Raw genomic sequence first — 20,124 nt, forward strand, 5'->3', positions numbered from 1 at the left:
TTCTGTTTCTAACGATACTTCAAGTTATCGATTAATTTTTTCATCATAATACTACGAATTTCATCTCCGTTTTTAACAGAAACTGGAAACGTGTCCTTTTCCATCATCAAAGCCATCATTTGGGCTTCACGTTTTGATATTAATTCGTTCTCATATAAATTTTGTAATAAATGATTTGCTTCTCGTACTGATAGTTGAGGCGGAATTAAATCTCCTAAAGTATTTAGAACATCCATTTCATCCACTAAATTTACTTTCATTATGCGGATATATCCACCGCCACCTCGCTTACTTTCTACGACATACCCTTGTTGGATGGTAAAACGAGTATTAATCACGTAATTAATTTGAGAAGGAACGCAATTGAATTGATCTGCAATCTCACTGCGTCTGATTTCTACTGTTTCATTCGAAAGCAATACATTTTTCAAATAACTTTCTATCAAATCGGACATATTTTGATTTTGCATTCATCTTCCTCCTTTAACCTTGACTATATTTGACTTTAATTATACAGAAGTTTTCTCTCCTTGCCAATTATATTGCTTTTAAACAAAAAAAAGAAGCTAAACAAATGTTTAGCTTCTTTTCTTCATAACTATCGGGAATACAGGATTCGAACCTACGACCCCTTGGTCCCAAACCAAGTGCTCTACCAAGCTGAGCTAATTCCCGTAAGAAAAAATGCACCCAACAGGAGTCGAACCTGTAACCGCTTGATTCGTAGTCAAGTACTCTATCCAATTGAGCTATGGGTGCATTGTATATTTAGTTAATGCCGAGGACCGGGGTCGAACCGGTACGGTCATCACTGACCGCAGGATTTTAAGTCCTGTGCGTCTGCCAATTCCGCCACCCCGGCATGGGCCATGGTTTTACATTGGCTAAGCGGAAGACGGGGTTCGAACCCGCGACCCCCACCTTGGCAAGGTGGTGTTCTACCACTGAACTACTTCCGCAAATTTGGTTTTAATGCCGGCTAAAGGACTTGAACCCTCGACCCTCTGATTACAAATCAGATGCTCTACCAACTGAGCTAAGCCGGCTATGAGTGATACAGGGCTCGAACCTGTGACCCTCTGATTAAAAGTCAGATGCTCTACCAACTGAGCTAATCACTCATCAATGGAGGTTAACGGGATCGAACCGCTGACCCTCTGCTTGTAAGGCAGATGCTCTCCCAGCTGAGCTAAACCTCCATTATAATAAAGCGTGGCAACGTCCTACCCTCGCAGGGAGAAACCCCCAACTACTATCGGCGCTAAGAAGCTTAACTTCTGTGTTCGAGATGGGAACAGGTGTATCCTTCTTGCCATCGTCACCACACTTTATTTCTGAAAAAACTTTCGTTCTTTCAAAACTGAATCTATATCCAACTCCATCAATCTACCAGCTATACAACTCGTGGTTAAGTCCTCGACCGATTAGTACTAGTCCGCTCCATGCCTCGCGGCACTTCCACTTCTAGCCTATCTACCTGATCGTCTCTCAGGGGTCTTACTCACTTAATGTGATGGGAAATCTCATCTCGAGGGGGGCTTCACGCTTAGATGCTTTCAGCGTTTATCCCGTCCACACATAGCTACCCAGCGATGCTCTTGGCAGAACAACTGGTACACCAGCGGTGTGTCCATCCCGGTCCTCTCGTACTAAGGACAGCTCCTCTCAAATTTCCAACGCCCGCGACGGATAGGGACCGAACTGTCTCACGACGTTCTGAACCCAGCTCGCGTACCGCTTTAATGGGCGAACAGCCCAACCCTTGGGACCGACTTCAGCCCCAGGATGCGATGAGCCGACATCGAGGTGCCAAACCTCCCCGTCGATGTGAACTCTTGGGGGAGATAAGCCTGTTATCCCCAGGGTAGCTTTTATCCGTTGAGCGATGGCCCTTCCATACGGTACCACCGGATCACTAAGCCCGACTTTCGTCCCTGCTCGACTTGTAGGTCTCGCAGTCAAGCTCCCTTCTGCCTTTACACTCTTCGAATGATTTCCAACCATTCTGAGGGAACCTTTGGGCGCCTCCGTTACACTTTAGGAGGCGACCGCCCCAGTCAAACTGCCCGTCTGACACTGTCTCCCACCCCGGTAAGGGGTGCGGGTTAGAGTGGTCATGTCACAAGGGTAGTATCCCACCGTTGCCTCCTCCGAAACTGGCGTCCCGGATTCTTCAGCTCCTACCTATCCTGTACATGTGACACAAACACTCAATATCAAACTACAGTAAAGCTCCATGGGGTCTTTCCGTCCTGTCGCGGGTAACCTGCATCTTCACAGGTACTATAATTTCACCGAGTCTCTCGTTGAGACAGTGCCCAGATCGTTACGCCTTTCGTGCGGGTCGGAACTTACCCGACAAGGAATTTCGCTACCTTAGGACCGTTATAGTTACGGCCGCCGTTTACTGGGGCTTCAATTCAAAGCTTCGCTTGCGCTAACCTCTCCTCTTAACCTTCCAGCACCGGGCAGGCGTCAGCCCCTATACGTCATCTTTCGATTTTGCAGAGACCTGTGTTTTTGATAAACAGTCGCCTGGGCCTATTCACTGCGGCTGGTATTGCTACCAGCACCCCTTCTCCCGAAGTTACGGGGTCATTTTGCCGAGTTCCTTAACGAGAGTTCGCTCGCTCACCTTAGGATTCTCTCCTCAACTACCTGTGTCGGTTTGCGGTACGGGTCCTATAAATCTTGCTAGAAGCTTTTCTCGGCAGTGTGACATCAGAAACTTCGGTACTAAACTTCCCTCCCCGTTACAGCTTGTCGCATCTGTGATAAGCATTTGACTCATCAGCCGACTCACTGCTTGGGCGTACACTTCCAGTCGTACGCTTTTCTTAGCCTCCTGCGTCCCTCCATTGCTCAAACGATTTATAGAAGTACAGGAATATCAACCTGTTGTCCATCGACTACGCCTATCGGCCTCGCCTTAGGTCCCGACTAACCCTGGGAGGACGAGCCTTCCCCAGGAAACCTTAGTTATTCGGTGGACGGGATTCTCACCCGTCTTTCGCTACTCATACCGGCATTCTCACTTCTAAGCGCTCCACATGTCCTTACGATCATGCTTCTCCGCCCTTAGAACGCTCTCCTACCACTGGACCATAAGGTCCAATCCACAGCTTCGGTAATCTGTTTAGCCCCGTTACATTTTCGGCGCAGGGTCACTCGACTAGTGAGCTATTACGCACTCTTTGAATGATGGCTGCTTCTAAGCCAACATCCTAGTTGTCTGTGCAACCCCACATCCTTTTCCACTTAACAGATATTTTGGGACCTTAGCTGGTGGTCTGGGCTGTTTCCCTTTCGACTACGGATCTTATCACTCGCAGTCTGACTCCCGGATATAAATACATGGCATTCGGAGTTTATCTGAATTCGGTAACCCGAGATGGGCCCCTAGTCCAAACAGTGCTCTACCTCCACGATTCTCACTTCCGAGGCTAGCCCTAAAGCTATTTCGGAGAGAACCAGCTATCTCCAAGTTCGATTGGAATTTCTCCGCTACCCACACCTCATCCAAGCACTTTTCAACGTGCCCTGGTTCGGTCCTCCAGTGCGTTTTACCGCACCTTCAACCTGGACATGGGTAGATCACTTGGTTTCGGGTCTACGTCCACATACTTCATGCGCCCTATTCAGACTCGCTTTCGCTACGGCTCCGACTCTTCATCTTAACCTCGCATGTAAACGTAACTCGCCGGTTCATTCTACAAAAGGCACGCCATCACCCATTAACGGGCTCTGACTACTTGTAAGCACACGGTTTCAGGTACTCTTTCACTCCCCTCCCGGGGTTCTTTTCACCTTTCCCTCACGGTACTGGTTCACTATCGGTCACTAGGTAGTATTTAGCCTTGCCAGATGGTCCTGGCGGATTCCGACGGGATTCCTCGTGTCCCGCCGTACTCAGGATGCTAGTAGAGTTCGTCAAGATGTCGCGTACAGGATTGTCACCTTCTGTGATGGGCCTTTCCAGACCACTTCTGCTATCTTGATGTCTTCTCACGTTCTAGTCCTACAACCCCAACAAGCAAGCTCGTTGGTTTGGGCTCCTCCCGTTTCGCTCGCCGCTACTCAGGGAATCGATTTTTCTTTCTCTTCCTGCAGGTAATGAGATGTTTCAGTTCCCTGCGTGTACCTCCTAATGAGCTATGTATTCACTCATTGGTAACACCCTATGAAAGGTGCTGGGTTCCCCCATTCGGAAATCTTTGGATCTTAGCTTACTTACAGCTCCCCAAAGCATATCGGTGTTAGTTCCGTCCTTCTTCGGCTCCTAGTACCAAGGCATCCACCGTGCGCCCTTATTCACTTAACCGTTGGTTAAATGTCGCATAGCGTTGCGTTTTGTTAAAAAACTCTTTTCGTTAGATGTTACTCTAACTCTCGGTAAATTAATTGGTTATTTGTTGTGATATAGTATTCAGTTTTCAAAGAACAAAATTGAGAGATGAACCTCTCAAAACTAAACAAAGAAGTCTAAACCCTGTAGGGTTCCGTATTACCTTCAATACCTTACGGCACTGAGGTTTATCCTTAGAAAGGAGGTGATCCAGCCGCACCTTCCGATACGGCTACCTTGTTACGACTTCACCCCAATCATCTATCCCACCTTAGGCGGCTGGCTCCAAATGGTTACCTCACCGACTTTGGGTGTTACAAACTCTCGTGGTGTGACGGGCGGTGTGTACAAGACCCGGGAACGTATTCACCGCGGCGTGCTGATCCGCGATTACTAGCGATTCCGGCTTCATGTAGGCGAGTTGCAGCCTACAATCCGAACTGAGAATGGCTTTAAGAGATTCGCTTACCCTCGCGAGTTCGCTGCTCGTTGTACCATCCATTGTAGCACGTGTGTAGCCCAAGTCATAAGGGGCATGATGATTTGACGTCATCCCCACCTTCCTCCGGTTTGTCACCGGCAGTCTCACTAGAGTGCCCAACCGAATGCTGGCAACTAGTAATAAGGGTTGCGCTCGTTGCGGGACTTAACCCAACATCTCACGACACGAGCTGACGACAACCATGCACCACCTGTCACTTTGTCCCCGAAGGGAAAGCTCTATCTCTAGAGTGGTCAAAGGATGTCAAGACTTGGTAAGGTTCTTCGCGTTGCTTCGAATTAAACCACATGCTCCACCGCTTGTGCGGGTCCCCGTCAATTCCTTTGAGTTTCAACCTTGCGGTCGTACTCCCCAGGCGGAGTGCTTAATGCGTTAACTGCAGCACTGAAGGGCGGAAACCCTCCAACACTTAGCACTCATCGTTTACGGCGTGGACTACCAGGGTATCTAATCCTGTTTGCTACCCACGCTTTCGAGCCTCAGCGTCAGTTACAGACCAGAGAGTCGCCTTCGCCACTGGTGTTCCTCCATATATCTACGCATTTCACCGCTACACATGGAATTCCACTCTCCTCTTCTGCACTCAAGTTCCCCAGTTTCCAATGACCCTCCCCGGTTGAGCCGGGGGCTTTCACATCAGACTTAAGGAACCGCCTGCGCTCGCTTTACGCCCAATAAATCCGGACAACGCTTGCCACCTACGTATTACCGCGGCTGCTGGCACGTAGTTAGCCGTGGCTTTCTGGTTAGATACCGTCAAGGCGCTAACAGTTACTCTAGCACTTGTTCTTCTCTAACAACAGAGTTTTACGATCCGAAAACCTTCTTCACTCACGCGGCGTTGCTCCGTCAGACTTGCGTCCATTGCGGAAGATTCCCTACTGCTGCCTCCCGTAGGAGTTTGGGCCGTGTCTCAGTCCCAATGTGGCCGATCACCCTCTCAGGTCGGCTATGCATCACGGCCTTGGTGAGCCGTTACCTCACCAACTAGCTAATGCACCGCGGGTCCATCCATCAGCAGAAGCTTGCGCCTCTTTTCCTCTTCAAACCATGCGATTCGAAGACCTATGCGGTTTTAGCATCCGTTTCCGGATGTTATCCCCCTCTGATGGGCAGGTTACCCACGTGTTACTCACCCGTTCGCCACTAGATTGACCAGTGCAAGCACCGGTCGCTCTCGTTCGACTTGCATGTATTAGGCACGCCGCCAGCGTTCGTCCTGAGCCAGGATCAAACTCTCATGAAAAATTTGAATTTTCATGAGCTTTGAAAAGCTCATTTTAATTACTGACTTATTGTATCTCTTTAAGAGATAAGAAATTGTTGTTTCTTCATTAAAATTAATGAAGTCCCTACACATTTGGTTCGTCTTCTTTGTTCAGTTTTCAAAGGTCAATCGTTGTTTTGCAACAACTTCTATATCCTATCACAGGACATTTTTACTGTCAACAGTTTTTATTCAACTTTTTCAAAGTTTTTTGAAACTGTTTTATAAGCGAACGTTCGCTCAACAGTGATATTAATTTATCATAACCAAGAACTGTTTGCAAACGAAATGATTTATTTTTTAAAAAAATTTTTTAATTCCTTTTTCATTGATTTTTCAATAAAGTCTTTACTTTCTTTTTAGAGGCTCGTATAATAAAGAGTACATCAGCCGAAATAGCTCAGTTGGCAGAGCAACGCACTCGTAACGCGTAGGTCGCAGGTTCGACCCCTGTTTTCGGCATCTATTAGAAAAGCGTTCAAGAAGAGGTCAAATGAATCTTCTTGAACGCTTTTTATTATTATTTTTGTACGAGTATTCACTTTACTCTTTTGGAGCTGAGTAAACTGAAACGTGATTCCCAAAAATTTTAATCTGAACTGGAAGATCGTCTGATTGGTCTCCATCAACGTCAGACTCTAGTTTGGAATCCGATGAAATTTTTATATTTTTTGCTTTAATATATTCGATATTTTCATTTTCAACCACATCCCCTTTTAATATATTAGGAATGAGTGATAGTTTTGAGAAGATAGAAGCATCTTTAAGAATCAATATATTAGCATAGCCATCCTTGTTTTCATCAAACATTTTTTTGTCCGCATAATAGTTGGACAATAGAACAAGTACTTGACTAGCTTCTCCGTGATAGTTTCCATTCTCTGTTTCAACATGAATCATAAACGCTTCATCTTTTAATACCGATTTCATCGTATTAATTGCATAGGCTAAAACCCCATATTTTGTCTTATCTTCAATCTCAACATTGTGAATGGCTTCTGGCAGGGATCCCACACTAAAAATATATCCAAAGTAATGATCGTTAGCTTTCCCAATATCAATAGCGTTGGTATTGTTGAAATCGAGTTCTTCTATCGCTTGGTCAATATCTTGACTGATTTCTAATAATTTTGTAATTAAATTACCTGTCCCACCTGGGATAATCCCTAGTTTAGGAATATATTCTTTTTCAGCTATTCCTGAAATTACTTCATTAACGGTACCATCACCACCAAACACTACTACAGCTTCAGCTTTTTCTTTAACAGCTTCTTCAGCAAAAATAGTTGCGTCTTTCGCTTTCTCAGTTATTCTAGTTTCAACAACGTCAAAATATTCTTTCGCTTTGTTTTCAATTTTTTCTTTATAATCCAAAGCTTTTTCTCCACCAGAAGTTGGATTAATAATAATCATTACTTTTTTCATCCTAAACATCTCCCTATTCTGTTGTTCAAAATCATTTTAAACCTACTTTCGAATAGCTTGCCTTATTAATATTCTAAGTATTTGTAATGCATTATAACATATGATAATGTATTCCTTATCTTTTTTATCTTACTTTAATGGTAATCAATATCTATAAAAATAAGGCCGAGTAATTACCCGACCTTTTTATTTTGTACTAATTTAATTATCTTCAATACTACATCACTGGCTTTTTGCATGCTTTCGAGAGTTACGAATTCGTATTGCCCATGGAGGTTCTCAGCTCCGGTAAATAAGTTTGGAGTTGGGATTCCTTTATAAGTAATAATACATCCATCTGTTCCTCCACGGAATGGTTGAATATCTGGCGTGATACCACATTCTTTATAAGCCTCAATTGCTACTTCAACTGAAGTCATATCGTCTTTTAGGATTTCATACATATTATAGTACTCATCGTAAATCGTACATTCGATACGTGGCACATCATACGTTGCATTTTGCGCATCGACGATTTGTTGGAACTGCGCTTTTCGCTCTTCGAATTTCTCCATCGAGTGATCACGAATAATATATTCCAATTCAACCTTACCGATGTCGCCTGATTGTTTCGATAACATAAAGTATCCTTCGTACCCACTTGTACGTTCTGGCACTTCATCCACTGGCATGTGAGCAAATAGTTTTGCCGCTTCCGCTAAAGCATTCACCATGACATCTTTGGCTTGCCCTGGGTGAACACTAGTCCCGTGAATTGTCACCACTGCACGAGCCGCATTAAACGTTTCATATTCTAACTTTCCTACCACTCCACTATCTAAAGTATAGGCAAATTTTGCAGGCATTCTATCCGCTTTGAAACGGTGTGCGCCCTTTCCAATTTCTTCGTCAGGCCCAAATGCTAACCATATATCGCCATGCGGAATCTCTGGATGAGCCATTAAGTACAAACACGCTTCTAATACCGAAACGAGCCCTGCCTTATCATCGGCACCCAGCAGTGTAGTCCCGTCTGTGGTAATTAGCGTTTCACCGATATAATTCTTCAAATTTGGAAACTCGCTGACCGTCATCACCAAATTTTTCTGGGCATTTAGCAACACATCTTCTCCATTATAATTCTCGTGAATTTGTGGATTGATATTTTCAGCGTTGAAATCTGCGGTATCGACGTGGGCGATAAACCCAATCGCTGGAGCCGTACTTTCTTCTGTTAAGTTACTGGGGAGTAGCGCCACTAAGTAGCTATCCTCTGGATCGAGTTCTACTTTTGTAAAGCCATACCCCACTAATTCATCACGAAGCATCTCTAAAAATTCCCATTGGCTCTTTGTCGTAGGGATGCTAGTTGATTTCAAGTCACTACGCGTATTGATTTTCGCATATCGAATAAATCGTTCTAACATTGTAGGATACATTTTAATAAGAGTCATCTTCTTTCACTTGGTGGAACTCTAAGTCTGCAATGGTTTCACGACCGAACATTTCAATCGCTACTTTAATTTTTTGTTTTTCGTGGTCAAGTTCTACTACTTTACCGCTCATATCGTTGAAGGCACCTTCAGTGATGATTACGTAATCTCCAACAGATACATGTAAATCAACTGGAGCATGTACTTTTTCACCGATACGTCCTAAGATTGCTTCTACTTCTTCTGGTAATAAAGGAGATGGTTTTGAACCCGCACCGTGCGAACCAACGAAACCTGTTACCCCAGGAGTGTTACGAACGACGTACCACGCTTGGTCAGACATCACCATTTCTACTAATACATAACCAGGGAAAGTTTTTTCCACCGTTGTTTTTGTTTTACCATCTTTTACTTCAACTTCCTCTTCTTCAGGAACGATGACACGAAAAATATTTTCTTCCATCCCCATGCTTTGGATACGTGATAAAAGATTTGATTTCACTTTGTTTTCATATCCTGAATACGTGTGTAATACATACCATTCTTTTTCCATTAATACTCCTCCTTAAAGAATCAACAACATTTTTCCATACAAAAAAACCTTCAAGATGAAGGTTTTTTTCAACTGCTTTTAGTATATCACTAATCACTATAAAGTACTATTATTTTAAAAGGAATGTAATGAGTTGATGAATCCCATAGTCCACCACAGCAAAAAAGCCTAATGCTACTACCACTGTAATAATTACTGTAATAGTATATTTGTTTACTTCTTTACCTGTTGGCCATGTTACTTTTTTCATCTCTTTAAAAACATTTGATAAAAAACGCATGCTGGGTCTCCCTTTCCTCTTTATTTTGTTTCACGATGTAGTGTTTGTTTATTACAATATTTGCAGAATTTTTTGATTTCTAAACGTTCAACTCGACGATTTTGACCAAGAGTAATGGTGTAATTTCTTGATCCACATACACTACAAGCTAACGCTGCTTTTTTCTGTGCCATTCTTTCACTACTTTCTATAAATCCATATCTATTTAATCATAAGGAAACAGTGAAATTTTGTCAAGTCAACACTAGTAGCCTAATAATATTGCTACAAGAAGCAGAATAATTTGTAAAGAATGAATCATTACCATATTTTTAATGGCTAAAGCAAAGGTTGTTTTCTTATCTTGTACAGCTTTGAACTGCTGAATATGTTTATAAATAGGAATTCCAACTACAAGAACACCAAGCAGGATCCATGGCACAACTCCTAACAATACAGCTAGTAGAATCGCCCCCAACGCAACTGCATAAAGCACTTGATACACCACTAAAGCTTGTTTCTTTCCAATATAGTAAACCAATGTATAACGGTGGTTGGTAATATCCGTTTCTAAGTCACAGATATTGTTGCTTAACATAATATTGGCAATCGTACAAACAAGTGGCAATGATAACAGAAACACCTTTAACTGAGCAACGATATCCAGTTGCATCGTTAAAATACTTCCGTCTAACTGCACGCCTGCAAAAATAGTTCCTTCTGGCACATTTAAAAATACCGTAATCCAGAAAATCCCGAATCCCATCGTGAAACCTGACAACACTTCACCAAGAGGCATCCGAGAAATCGGAATTGGACCAAAAGTATAGAACACACCGATAAAGAAACAAAGTGCTCCGACCATTAACAAAATAATATTCGTGCGCACCACAAGAACGATTCCAAAAACTGTAGCTACTGCAAACAGAATCCCGAATACTTGCCACGCTTTTTTCACCGTTATACTACTTGTTCCAATCACATTATGATGATCACGATAGTCAGAGTTCTTTGCTTTTACATAGTCCATCAAATTATTCATAACGGTCGTAGCCATATCAAATGACAACATTCCAATAAAGAAGAGGCACATATTAAGAAGATTAATTTCTTTAAATAATATAAAAGAATAGCATAAAGCAGTTAAAAATGGGAAAACGCTAGCCAATTTCGTTCGCAATTCCACTAATTCAATAAATTCTTTTTTTGACATCATTCTATAGACTCCTTCAACTCAAGTGCTCCGTTTGTTAGTTTGAAAGTCTCTTTAATCGAATCGGATACATAGACCTTTTTATCCTTTGTCACAAAAATGACATCCACATCTTTATGGCTATTTGCATATTCCAGACCTTCTTTTACCCCTACAGAAAACATCGAAGTCGATAAAGCATCTCCTTTAGTCGAACGATTTACAATCACCGATACTCCTTCGATATTATTCTCATAAGGATAGCCCGTTTTTGGATTTAGAATATGATGGTAGACTTGATTGTCCACTTTTAAATAACGTTCATAGATTCCTGAAGTGACGATTGTTTTATCTTTTTCTAAAATCGTCCCTAAAGTTGTTCCACGCGATTCTACTGGATCTTGAATTCCTACATTCCAAGCCACCCCATTTCTTGCAGGGGACCCTCCCATAACAACAATATTTCCACCTAAATCGATAACGGCAGTCGTTACTCCTTCTTTAGCAAAATAATCCCAAACCTTATCGGCAATATATCCTTTGGCAATCCCGCCTAAATCCAATTTCATTCCTTTTTTCTTTAGGAAAACGGTTTGGTCAGCATCATTCATCTCTACTTCCTTATAATCAACAAGAGGAAGGACTGCATCAATTTCTTCTTGAGTAGGTTTTTTGGCATCATCAAATCCAATATGCCAAAGCGACGTTAATGGTCCCACAGTAATATCAAACGACCCATTAAACTCCGCACTATATTCCAATCCTAATTTAATGAGCTCATAAACATCTGAACTGACCTTTACAGGCTTTTCACCCGCAGCAATGTTTACTTCATCCACTTCAGATCCGGAAGCATTTACAGTAATTCTCTTTTCTAAATCTTTAATCATCTCCAAAGCACTCTCGATTAAAGCCTCTGAATTAGGATGATAGACAGACAATGAAACAGCCGTTCCTAATAAGAAATCTGTCTTTTTAACCGGAGATTTAATGATTTCTCTTGGAGTTTTAATTGATGCCCCCGAAACTGTGTCGGCTTCATTATTCGATTGATTCTGGCAAGCAGCTAAGACAGCTGTCCCCATCACTGCCATTAGCCCCCATGTCATCCACTTTTTTCTCATAACACTCTCCTTCTCATTCACCTTATATATTGTATCGCATTTTTCATAAAAACTAAACTTTACCTTAGTAAATCCTCACACTATTTCCAATCAATAAACTAAAAACTCCTGCACGAAAAGTACAGGAGTTCAGAGTCTTCACTTGTAATCCATTAGTTTTTTGGTGCTTCTACTTTAATTTCAGTAGTATCGCCTTTTTTAGCAGCTTCAATTAATTTGTTTGCATATTCCACAAATGAAGTATGTGCGTTTGTTGCTCCTGCTACTACTTCAACATCTTTAGGATTTTGTTTAGAAACAAGACCTTCATTGTATGCTTTAAAGTATTCAGCTGGTCCAGTACCCAATTTATCTTTCATTGATTTTTCGTATGCAGCATCTGCTGATTTACGTTCACCTTTATCGTTTAAGTTGTCATAATCAGATTTAGTGATTTTTCCACCTTCAACAGTAATCGTAAATTCAACATGCCAACCACGTTTGTCAGCAGCTGATACTAATTTATAAGTACCATCTTTTAAAGCTGCATCAGATTTTTGTGCCGCCGCTTGTGTAGTTGCAGTTTGTGTTGTAGATGCTTGTGTTGTTGTTTTGCTTGAATCTGTTTTGCTGTTTCCGCCACATGCTGCTAAAACAAACACAGATGATAATAATACTGCTGTTGCAGATAAAGATTTTTTGATAGTCATGGTTTTTACCATCCTTCTCTATATTTTATATTTCGTAACATCTATTATAGCATATCACGGGCAAAAGTCTAGTTTTCTCTGGAATTTTGTTCTTCTTTTCACTTAAAGGAATAAAGTGAAAAAGGTGTTTTCTGAAATGAAAACACCTTTCTTTGTGAATGAATAGTTATTAATATTCTCTCTGCAATAAACGGCTTGTGATATCAAACAACATCGCTTTCACATTCTTTTCTGGCAGTCGTTCAATTTGTTGCAAAGCGCGATCCGTATATTTTTTGGCTAATTCTTTTGCAGACTCTACTCCACCAGATTTTAATACCAGTTGTTGCACTTTCTTTCTTTCCACTTCAGAAATAAGCTCCTTTTTTTCTAGAAGTGGGAGCAATTCCTTCTCTTTTTTGGACAAAGCCATAATGAGCGGTAAAGTATACACCCCTTGAGCTACATCCTCTAATACCGGTTTTCCAAATTGATGAGCATCAATTTCATAATCTAAGATATCATCTAAAATTTGGAAAGACATTCCTATCGCATGACCAATTTGTCTTGCTCTTGCTTCTTCTTTCAAGACTGAAAACTGTTCTCCCATCACACAACTTAACATAAAAAGTTGCGCTGTTTTCCCTTCAATTCTCTTCAGATAGTCTTGAACCGTCACATCTAAACGATAACGTTCTTCCATTTGAGACAGTTCCCCTTGAATCACTTGCATCATTCCACTCGTGGGAATTTGGATATTCACTAAATCTTTGCTATAGGAAGATAACAGTTGATAACAAACCGTCAATAAATAATCCCCTGCATAAATGGCTACTCGATTCCCCAATTTTGCGCTAATCGTCTCTTGACCTCTTCGAACGCTAGATTCATCTATCACATCGTCATGGAATAATGTAGCCACATGTAATAGCTCCAAAGCAGCCGCAATAGCAAGAACTTCTTCTTTATTTCTATTGTCGTTCCACATAGAGAATAGAATCAAATATGCAGGACGAACCATTTTCCCCCCTGAATCAAGGACTGATAAAATTGCATCCTTAATAGCCTTATTCTCTATTTGAATGGAATCTCTCATTATTTTTTTTACTTGTTTTAGTTCTTCGTGAAGTTCTGGATAATTCATCCACATTGGATGTACAGCCGTCATATATTTTCTCCTTCAAATCGACTTTTAAAAAAAGAAGCCGACAAAATTGTCGACCTCATTATACCATATCCTATTTTACAAGTTGGTTTCCTTGCTTATCGAAGCCATAGATTGCTTTCGATTTACCATACCACCATTTTCCAGCTGTTCTTTGGAACCAAGGAATGAAGTAGTAGTCTAAACCAAACGCGCGACCTGAGCCGTTCATTAATGCAATCGCAGCAGGAACAAACCACATGTTTACCCAGTAGAACATTCCTGATAAACAGAATGTTGCGACTAAACCGATTGTCACTGCGTTTACAATCCAAGTTAAGAAACCAGCCATAATAGCAAGACCGATTGCTAACTCTACAAAGGACATTACTTTTTGCATTAAATGTGCAACTTCAACATTAGGAATCATAATTTGCATGATTGAAGCAAACCAATCTGGCATCTTTTCTAATACCATTGCTGGTTGTTCCCCATATGAATAGTTGAAACCGAATGAAACGACTTGAGTAGCTGTTTGTGCTGCTGTTTCTGTAGCACCACTTGCAGCTGAAACAGCTTCAGTTGCTCCACTTGCAGCAGAAGTTGGTTCTAACAACCAAGGGAATGGGAATGCTAAATGAGTTCCATCAATCCAACTATGAGCTCCCCATAAACCAAAGATTTTCTTCAAGCCTTCAATTGTCCACATACCACCGTAGAATAATCGAAGCGGCACTGACCATAATACATTACCGTAGCGTGATAGGTGTCCACGGAAGATATTACGACGGTTTTTAATATGGAAGAATTCATGGAATACATATTGAATCGCATAGTATAAGGAGAAAATCTCAAGGAAATATTTAATATTTACTAAGTGTTTCATCAACATTGCGAAAAATCCACTTAAGTGCCATTTCCCCATCAAGAAAGCAACGCCGTAGTGAGATCCAATAGAAACCATGAATCCATCGTATTTTCCTTTGTAAGCAACTTTTGAAGTATTGTTAATTGATGCAATAATATTTTTCGCTGCTGTTTTACCAGTTTGTTCAGCCGCTTGTACAATTTGTGGATGTGGGCGGTTTTCTTTATCTGGTTCTTCATAGTACGCTAAGTCTCCAACAGCAAAAATATCTGTTTCGCCATCGATTAACATATTCTCATTAACGACTAAACGTCCAGCTCTTGCCGCTTTAAACCCAAACACTTCTGCTTCAGTGTTTGCTTTAACGCCTGCTGTCCAGAATAGTGAATAAGTTGGAATTACTGTACCGTCTGCTAAGCGAATGCTATTTTGCTTCACTTCGGAAATTCCGTTTCCTTTAATCACTTTGATGCCGCGTTTTACCATGAAGGCTTCTGCTTTATCCGCATCGTTTGCATCTAACATGTTTAAGATAGTTGGAACGGCTTCAATAATATATAAGTCAAAATCTTCTTTATCTAAATTGTATTCATGTGCTAACACTGGAATCCAGTCCATTAATTCACCGACTAGTTCAACCCCAGTAAATCCGGCACCACATACCGCAAACGTTAATAACGCTTTACGTTTTTGAGGGTCATGTTCTTTAGCTGCTTTTTCAACACAGTTAAGGATGTGTTTACGCATTTTAACAGCATCTTCCATTGACCATAACGTAAATCCATTTTCTTTAACACCTGGGACGCCGAAGTCATTTGCTTCTCCACCCATTCCAAGCACTAAATAATCATAAGAGAATTCACCATGTTTTGTGCGAACTACTTTATTTTCTTTATCTAAGTTCGTAACTGTATCTGTTACTAAGTTGACATTTTTTGAACGAGCAAAAATCTTTTGTAAGTCGTATTGAATCGCATCTGGTTCAACACGTCCCCCAGCAACTTCATGTAATTCCGTCATATAAGTTAAGTAAGGATGTTTATCAATCAATGTAATCGTAACATCTTTATTCTTTTTCAACTTATGTGACAATGTTTTGGTAGCAGCAACTCCGGCAAAACCTGCACCGATTACTACAATGTTTGTTTTTGTCATTGTAAATCCCCCTTGAGCTTTATCACTTTAGTAGTATAGTCTATAATTGTGCTTTTGTCCATAGGATTGTCTTTTTCTTCACGAAGAAACCCTTCTATTTTTTAGAAAAATATTGAAGAACTTTAATATGAGCCAACGCGTAATTTGCGGCAACCCCAACAGCTATACCTGCAAAGATTCCAACGATTGACATTGCTGGTAAATATAAGAGCACCGTCCACGATTTAGCCATCCAACTTGCTACCATCAACTGCCCTACATTGTGCAGAATTCCACCAGTAGCACTCACTCCAATCATGCTGACACGCTTTTCACCAAGTTGCTTTACAAGATACATTCCGATAAAGCTGACAAGGGCACCCATACCACTATATAGAAAAGTAGAAAAAGTCCCTCCAAGAACGGTTGTCAGCAACGTTTTCATCACAATGACAAAGACGACCTCTTTAAACGATAAAGTATATAAACTAATTAAAGTTACTATATTCGCCAATCCCAACTTAGCCCCTGGTGCAAACGCAAAAGGAAACGGAATGGCTTGTTCCAACAACCCTAAGACAATTCCTTGAGCTGTTAATAATGCGATAAAAACAAGTTTTCTTAAATGACTACTTTTCTGCATTCCATTCTCCTTTCAATCTTTTTTAAAAAAGGCCGGAAACTTCTTCCAGCCTTTTGACTATTTTTTACGTCTTACTAATAATTTGTTCTTTAAGCTGACTGCTTTAGGCGCCCAAGTATGGAACACTTCAAACCAGAACTTAGAGATTGGCATATCGAACTCACCGATATATTCGACTAACTCAGGATCAAACGATTGCTTAAAGCCGTTAATACCACCATGATGTTCTTGGTCTTCAGAAACTCCAAAGAAGTCGAATGAGCGAATGCCTTTTTCATCATAAAGAGTTTGCATAATCCACGATACAAGCGCTTTGTTCGCATTCAATCCACCATCGTCAGTAATATTAGCCCCGTATAAGTAGTACGCTTTATCGAGGTACGTCACTACAAAAGCTCCACTAACTACTTTCCCTTCTGGATACTGTTCTAAGTCGCCTTTTACACGGTCAATTTCCTTTTCATATTTTTCAATATTTACTTTTAGAGAGTCGATTTGTTTTTGAACATTTTCAATTCGCTTAGGATTATTAAGGGTTCCCAATTGTCCTGTTAACTTATCGAACTCTTTTTGCGCAGTTTCTAAGCGATTTGTCGCAAATGATAATTGGACATTATAGTCTACTTTGGCAAAGTATAAATCCACCATGCCTTTAGGGTGAAGGTGTTGGTACATTGTTGTTAAATACTCGATACTTCGGGCAACGTATTTGTCACGTTCAGCCGTAATCTTGTTCAATTCATCATAGATTGGCATATCTTCAAGCGTTCCTTTGTAGCAAACAACTCCTTGTTTTTTGGCTACATTCACTTTATAACGCTCTTTCTTATTGAACGTTTCAACGATGCCTTTCCCTTCATCTTTCAATGATAAAATCATTGTTAAACGCGGTTGAATCCCGTCGAACCCTAAATCCATAGGGCGTTCGACAAAACCAGACGCTAAAATGTTATTGCGGAACTCTTCATTGTTGAATCCACCTTCGACCATTTCGAACTTGTTTGTCCATTCACGCCATTGTAACTCTGGGTCAATCTTTAATCCAAATGCATTTTTATCTTTTAAATACACTTTTAAAGTCGCAAAGACCGATTTTAATTGTTCTGCATTTGTATAATCCGTTACAATCCCACGAGGCGCGTACGCTAAATACTTATTCACTCCGGGTAATTTACGGTAAAGAATCATCGCAGCTGCAACGGGTTCATGAGCATCTGTCATGACCAGCAATACATCTTTTGTCCATGAGCCATCTGCCTTCACTTCACCCCATTCAGGCGTTTGAAAAACCGTTCTGTTGGCTTGTGTTTCCATAAAAGAATGATACTCTTCTAACGCATTCGACATCTCTTTTATATACATGTGTGCACTCTCTTTCTTATCATGTTTCCTTATCAGTATTACACTTTCAGCAAAATATGTCAAAACTTTACGAAGAGAAAGCTTTATGTATCAATGGAAATGGGTGTTGGTTAAAGATATCTGTATCAAAAACTGAATTGTAACATATAAGTTACGTAACTTATATGTTACATTTTGTTTTTTGTACAAAAAAGAGCGCATCACGACGATACGCCCTTTGATTTAATCTTTTAGAATAGTTTTAAGTATTGATCTAATTCCCATTGAGATACTTGACTACGATATGCAGCCCACTCAAAACGTTTCGCTTCGATAAAGTTGTCTAAGATATGACTTCCTAATGCTGATTGAACGGTTTTATCTTGTTTCAAGTATTCAATCGCTTCGTTTAATGTTCCTGGTAAATCATCAATTCCTGCTTCCTTGCGTTCTCGAGCAGACATCGCATAAATATTGCGGTCAATAGCTGCAGGAACTTCCATTTTTTCTTTAACCCCTTCAAGCCCTGCCGTTAAAATCGCAGCCATTGCTAAATATGGGTTCGCAGATGGATCCACGCTACGCAATTCAATACGAGTTGAAATTCCACGAGATTCTGGAATACGGATTAGCGGCGAACGATTACGTGCTGACCACGCAATATATACAGGCGCTTCGTATCCTGGAACTAAACGTTTATACGAGTTTACGGTTGGGTTACATACCGCTGTTAGAGCTTTAGCATGTTTCATCACTCCTGCGATAAAGTGACGGCAAGTGTCGCTAAGGCGTTGGTCACCGTTTTCATCGAAGAACGCATTCTTTCCTTCTTTGTCAAATAACGATAAGTTGAAGTGCATTCCGCTGCCAGCAATTCCAAATACTGGTTTCGGCATGAAAGTTGCATGTAATCCATGTTTACGCGCAATTGTTTTTACCACCAGTTTGAAGGTTTGAATGTTATCGCAAGCCGCAACCGCATCAGAGTATTTCCAGTCGATTTCATGTTGGCCAGGCGCTACTTCGTGGTGACTTGCTTCAATATCAAAACCAATCTTTTCTAATTCAAGAACGATTTCGCGACGGCATTCTTCCCCAAGGTCGATTGGTGCTAAGTCGAAGTAGCTTCCTTGGTCGTTTCCTTCAAGGGTTGGTTCGCCGTTTTCATCTAGTTTGAATAAAAAGAACTCTGGCTCTGGTCCTAAGTTGAAGTTTGAGAACCCTAATTCTTTCATTTCGTTTAACACACGTTTTAAATTTGAACGAGGGTCCCCCGCAAATGGTGTTCCGTCTGGTTTGTAAACATCACAGATTAAACGCGCGATGGTACCATGTTTACTGCTCCATGGAAATACCACCCAAGTTGAAAGGTCTGGATATAAGTACATATCACTTTCTTCAATACGAACAAATCCTTCAATTGAAGAACCGTCAAACATCATTTTGTTGGCCAATACTTTATCTAATTGTGTAATTGGCACTTCCACGTTTTTAATGGTTCCTAGAATATCCGTAAAGATCAATCGTAAGTAACGAACATCTTTCTCTTCTACCTGTCTTCTAATCTCTTCATGTGTAATCATTGGCTTCCTCCTATAAGTTCCATTTTTCTCCGCCAGAGTAGCGGCTAATATGCATAATCTCGTCGTAGAAGATTCGTCGGACATCCTCATCCGTCAGCGTTTCTTTTACGATCTCTTTTGTTACGGGATTTGTATTTTTATTGAAAATTTTCTGAATGGCCATAATGGTTAATCCATCAGCCAAATAATCTTTAATTTCCAATAAGCGATCGACATCATTCAAGGAATACATGCGACGGTTCGTCTCAGAACGTTCAGGAATTACCAATCGCTGTTCTTCATAATATCGAATTTGTCTTGCAGATAAATCGGTCAGCTTCATCACTGTTCCGATTGGAAAGACGGCTAGTGAACGTCGTAATTCCTTTTCACCCATCAGTCTTCCTCCTTTATGTAAGTATATTCTAAAAAACATTTTGAGTCGTTGTCAAAATCTGTCTTACCTCTTATGTTAGATAATATAACATGAATAATGGGGTATTGTCTCAGTTAAGCTTTCGCCAGCTGAGAAATACCCCATTTTATGTCAGATGTGCTGTTATCATTTTATCCATCAATCTTTACATAACGTGCACCTCCTTTGTTTATTTTTCATGATTTTCTTACTCTTTTTTGGTGGACTCACCTCATTTGTTAAAAAATGTTTCAATTACTTCTTTCGTCT

15 protein-coding genes, 8 tRNA genes and 3 rRNA genes are annotated in these 20,124 nt (G+C 40.8%); 1 reads left to right on the plus strand and 25 read right to left on the minus strand.

The features are described from left to right. Nucleotides 1-8: 8 nt before the first annotated feature. The 11 genes from NQ540_RS07945 to NQ540_RS07995 all read right to left on the minus strand — a co-directional run bounded on the left by NQ540_RS07945 (nucleotide 9) and on the right by NQ540_RS07995 (nucleotide 6,093). Complete coding sequence (locus NQ540_RS07945) at nucleotides 9-470, minus strand: CtsR family transcriptional regulator (protein WP_005607067.1); 462 nt, start codon at nucleotides 468-470, stop codon at nucleotides 9-11. A gap of 131 nt (nucleotides 471-601) precedes the next feature. Further along, nucleotides 602-675, minus strand: a tRNA-Pro gene (locus NQ540_RS07950). 10 nt (nucleotides 676-685) lie between these two features. Beyond that, a tRNA-Arg gene (locus NQ540_RS07955) sits at nucleotides 686-759 on the minus strand. A 17-nt stretch (nucleotides 760-776) separates the two neighbouring features. Continuing rightward, nucleotides 777-862, minus strand: a tRNA-Leu gene (locus tag NQ540_RS07960). A gap of 25 nt (nucleotides 863-887) precedes the next feature. Beyond that, nucleotides 888-959: transfer RNA gene (locus NQ540_RS07965), tRNA-Gly, on the minus strand. 14 nt (nucleotides 960-973) lie between these two features. Next, nucleotides 974-1,046, minus strand: a tRNA-Thr gene (locus NQ540_RS07970). A gap of 2 nt (nucleotides 1,047-1,048) precedes the next feature. Then, nucleotides 1,049-1,121: transfer RNA gene (locus NQ540_RS07975), tRNA-Lys, on the minus strand. A gap of 5 nt (nucleotides 1,122-1,126) precedes the next feature. Continuing rightward, a tRNA-Val gene (locus NQ540_RS07980) sits at nucleotides 1,127-1,199 on the minus strand. Between the two features lie 11 nt (nucleotides 1,200-1,210). Further along, nucleotides 1,211-1,326, minus strand: a 5S ribosomal RNA gene (gene rrf / locus NQ540_RS07985). 78 nt (nucleotides 1,327-1,404) lie between these two features. After that, nucleotides 1,405-4,321, minus strand: a 23S ribosomal RNA gene (locus tag NQ540_RS07990). Between the two features lie 222 nt (nucleotides 4,322-4,543). Then, nucleotides 4,544-6,093: ribosomal RNA gene (locus tag NQ540_RS07995) — 16S ribosomal RNA — on the minus strand. Together the 16S, 23S and 5S rRNA genes with 7 tRNA genes alongside form the textbook arrangement of a ribosomal RNA operon. 410 nt (nucleotides 6,094-6,503) lie before the next feature. Between NQ540_RS07995 and NQ540_RS08000 the strand changes: the two genes are divergently transcribed. Then, nucleotides 6,504-6,576 (plus strand) — tRNA-Thr (locus NQ540_RS08000). Nucleotides 6,577-6,657: 81 nt separating this feature from the next. Here NQ540_RS08000 and NQ540_RS08005 read toward each other — a convergent pair. The 14 genes from NQ540_RS08005 to NQ540_RS08070 form a co-directional block, all read right to left on the minus strand. Continuing rightward, on the minus strand, nucleotides 6,658-7,539 hold the full coding sequence (locus NQ540_RS08005) for a diacylglycerol/lipid kinase family protein (protein ID WP_039848926.1): 882 nt from the start codon (nucleotides 7,537-7,539) through the stop codon (nucleotides 6,658-6,660). 173 nt (nucleotides 7,540-7,712) lie between these two features. Then, nucleotides 7,713-8,972, minus strand: coding sequence for a peptidase T (gene pepT / locus NQ540_RS08010; protein ID WP_005606049.1), 1,260 nt, complete (start codon nucleotides 8,970-8,972; stop codon nucleotides 7,713-7,715). After that, nucleotides 8,959-9,504, minus strand: a complete 546-nt coding sequence (gene nusG / locus NQ540_RS08015; RefSeq protein ID WP_005606052.1) for a transcription termination/antitermination protein NusG — start codon at nucleotides 9,502-9,504, stop codon at nucleotides 8,959-8,961. Before nusG ends, pepT begins: the two co-directional genes overlap by 14 nt. A gap of 109 nt (nucleotides 9,505-9,613) precedes the next feature. Next, nucleotides 9,614-9,784: a preprotein translocase subunit SecE gene (gene secE / locus NQ540_RS08020; RefSeq protein WP_005606054.1), complete on the minus strand. Its 171-nt coding sequence runs from the start codon at nucleotides 9,782-9,784 to the stop codon at nucleotides 9,614-9,616. 20 nt (nucleotides 9,785-9,804) lie between these two features. Further along, complete coding sequence (rpmG, locus tag NQ540_RS08025) at nucleotides 9,805-9,957, minus strand: 50S ribosomal protein L33 (RefSeq protein ID WP_005606057.1); 153 nt, start codon at nucleotides 9,955-9,957, stop codon at nucleotides 9,805-9,807. Between the two features lie 71 nt (nucleotides 9,958-10,028). Further along, the gene (locus tag NQ540_RS08030) at nucleotides 10,029-10,979 is read right to left on the minus strand and encodes a 1,4-dihydroxy-2-naphthoate polyprenyltransferase (protein ID WP_005606059.1); all 951 of its coding nucleotides are present in this window, start codon (nucleotides 10,977-10,979) and stop codon (nucleotides 10,029-10,031) included. Then, nucleotides 10,976-12,079, minus strand: a complete 1,104-nt coding sequence (locus NQ540_RS08035) for an FAD:protein FMN transferase (protein ID WP_039848927.1) — start codon at nucleotides 12,077-12,079, stop codon at nucleotides 10,976-10,978. Before NQ540_RS08035 ends, NQ540_RS08030 begins: the two co-directional genes overlap by 4 nt. 152 nt (nucleotides 12,080-12,231) lie before the next feature. Then, entirely contained in the window at nucleotides 12,232-12,768 is a 537-nt protein-coding gene (locus NQ540_RS08040) for an FMN-binding protein (protein WP_039848928.1), read from the minus strand. A gap of 169 nt (nucleotides 12,769-12,937) precedes the next feature. Continuing rightward, nucleotides 12,938-13,915, minus strand: coding sequence for a polyprenyl synthetase family protein (locus NQ540_RS08045; RefSeq protein ID WP_005606067.1), 978 nt, complete (start codon nucleotides 13,913-13,915; stop codon nucleotides 12,938-12,940). Between the two features lie 70 nt (nucleotides 13,916-13,985). Then, on the minus strand, nucleotides 13,986-15,914 hold the full coding sequence (locus NQ540_RS08050; protein ID WP_005606070.1) for an NAD(P)/FAD-dependent oxidoreductase: 1,929 nt from the start codon (nucleotides 15,912-15,914) through the stop codon (nucleotides 13,986-13,988). Between the two features lie 94 nt (nucleotides 15,915-16,008). Further along, nucleotides 16,009-16,536: a Gx transporter family protein gene (locus NQ540_RS08055; RefSeq protein WP_005606072.1), complete on the minus strand. Its 528-nt coding sequence runs from the start codon at nucleotides 16,534-16,536 to the stop codon at nucleotides 16,009-16,011. 57 nt (nucleotides 16,537-16,593) lie between these two features. Beyond that, nucleotides 16,594-17,898, minus strand: a complete 1,305-nt coding sequence (locus tag NQ540_RS08060; protein WP_223429365.1) for a peptidoglycan bridge formation glycyltransferase FemA/FemB family protein — start codon at nucleotides 17,896-17,898, stop codon at nucleotides 16,594-16,596. Between the two features lie 230 nt (nucleotides 17,899-18,128). Then, a complete protein-coding gene (gene glnA, locus NQ540_RS08065; RefSeq protein ID WP_005606075.1) occupies nucleotides 18,129-19,460 on the minus strand; it encodes a type I glutamate--ammonia ligase in 1,332 nt (443 codons plus the stop codon). Nucleotides 19,461-19,470: 10 nt separating this feature from the next. After that, nucleotides 19,471-19,836 carry a MerR family transcriptional regulator gene (locus NQ540_RS08070; RefSeq protein ID WP_039848929.1) on the minus strand — a complete coding sequence of 122 codons (366 nt, stop codon included), beginning with the start codon at nucleotides 19,834-19,836 and terminating at the stop codon, nucleotides 19,471-19,473. Nucleotides 19,837-20,124 lie beyond the last annotated feature (288 nt).

It is taken from the genome of Granulicatella adiacens ATCC 49175 (genome assembly GCF_025150565.1).
GTDB lineage: Bacteria > Bacillota > Bacilli > Lactobacillales > Aerococcaceae > Granulicatella > Granulicatella adiacens.

Excerpts from the sequence above, each read along its gene's own strand:
- NQ540_RS08070 (WP_039848929.1), bottom strand. The coding sequence starts at position 19,836 with ATGGGTGAAAAGGAATTACGACGTTCACTAGCCGTCTTTCCAATCGGA.
- NQ540_RS07945 (WP_005607067.1), bottom strand. The coding sequence starts at position 470 with ATGCAAAATCAAAATATGTCCGATTTGATAGAAAGTTATTTGAAAAAT.
- NQ540_RS08005 (WP_039848926.1), bottom strand. The coding sequence starts at position 7,539 with ATGAAAAAAGTAATGATTATTATTAATCCAACTTCTGGTGGAGAAAAA.
- nusG (WP_005606052.1), bottom strand. The coding sequence starts at position 9,504 with ATGGAAAAAGAATGGTATGTATTACACACGTATTCAGGATATGAAAAC.
- pepT (WP_005606049.1), bottom strand. The coding sequence starts at position 8,972 with ATGACTCTTATTAAAATGTATCCTACAATGTTAGAACGATTTATTCGA.
- NQ540_RS08050 (WP_005606070.1), bottom strand. The coding sequence starts at position 15,914 with ATGACAAAAACAAACATTGTAGTAATCGGTGCAGGTTTTGCCGGAGTT.
- secE (WP_005606054.1), bottom strand. The coding sequence starts at position 9,784 with ATGCGTTTTTTATCAAATGTTTTTAAAGAGATGAAAAAAGTAACATGG.
- NQ540_RS08030 (WP_005606059.1), bottom strand. The coding sequence starts at position 10,979 with ATGATGTCAAAAAAAGAATTTATTGAATTAGTGGAATTGCGAACGAAA.
- NQ540_RS08040 (WP_039848928.1), bottom strand. The coding sequence starts at position 12,768 with ATGACTATCAAAAAATCTTTATCTGCAACAGCAGTATTATTATCATCT.
- NQ540_RS08055 (WP_005606072.1), bottom strand. The coding sequence starts at position 16,536 with ATGCAGAAAAGTAGTCATTTAAGAAAACTTGTTTTTATCGCATTATTA.
- NQ540_RS08045 (WP_005606067.1), bottom strand. The coding sequence starts at position 13,915 with ATGACGGCTGTACATCCAATGTGGATGAATTATCCAGAACTTCACGAA.
- glnA (WP_005606075.1), bottom strand. The coding sequence starts at position 19,460 with ATGATTACACATGAAGAGATTAGAAGACAGGTAGAAGAGAAAGATGTT.
- NQ540_RS08035 (WP_039848927.1), bottom strand. The coding sequence starts at position 12,079 with ATGAGAAAAAAGTGGATGACATGGGGGCTAATGGCAGTGATGGGGACA.
- NQ540_RS08060 (WP_223429365.1), bottom strand. The coding sequence starts at position 17,898 with ATGTATATAAAAGAGATGTCGAATGCGTTAGAAGAGTATCATTCTTTT.
- rpmG (WP_005606057.1), bottom strand. The coding sequence starts at position 9,957 with ATGGCACAGAAAAAAGCAGCGTTAGCTTGTAGTGTATGTGGATCAAGA.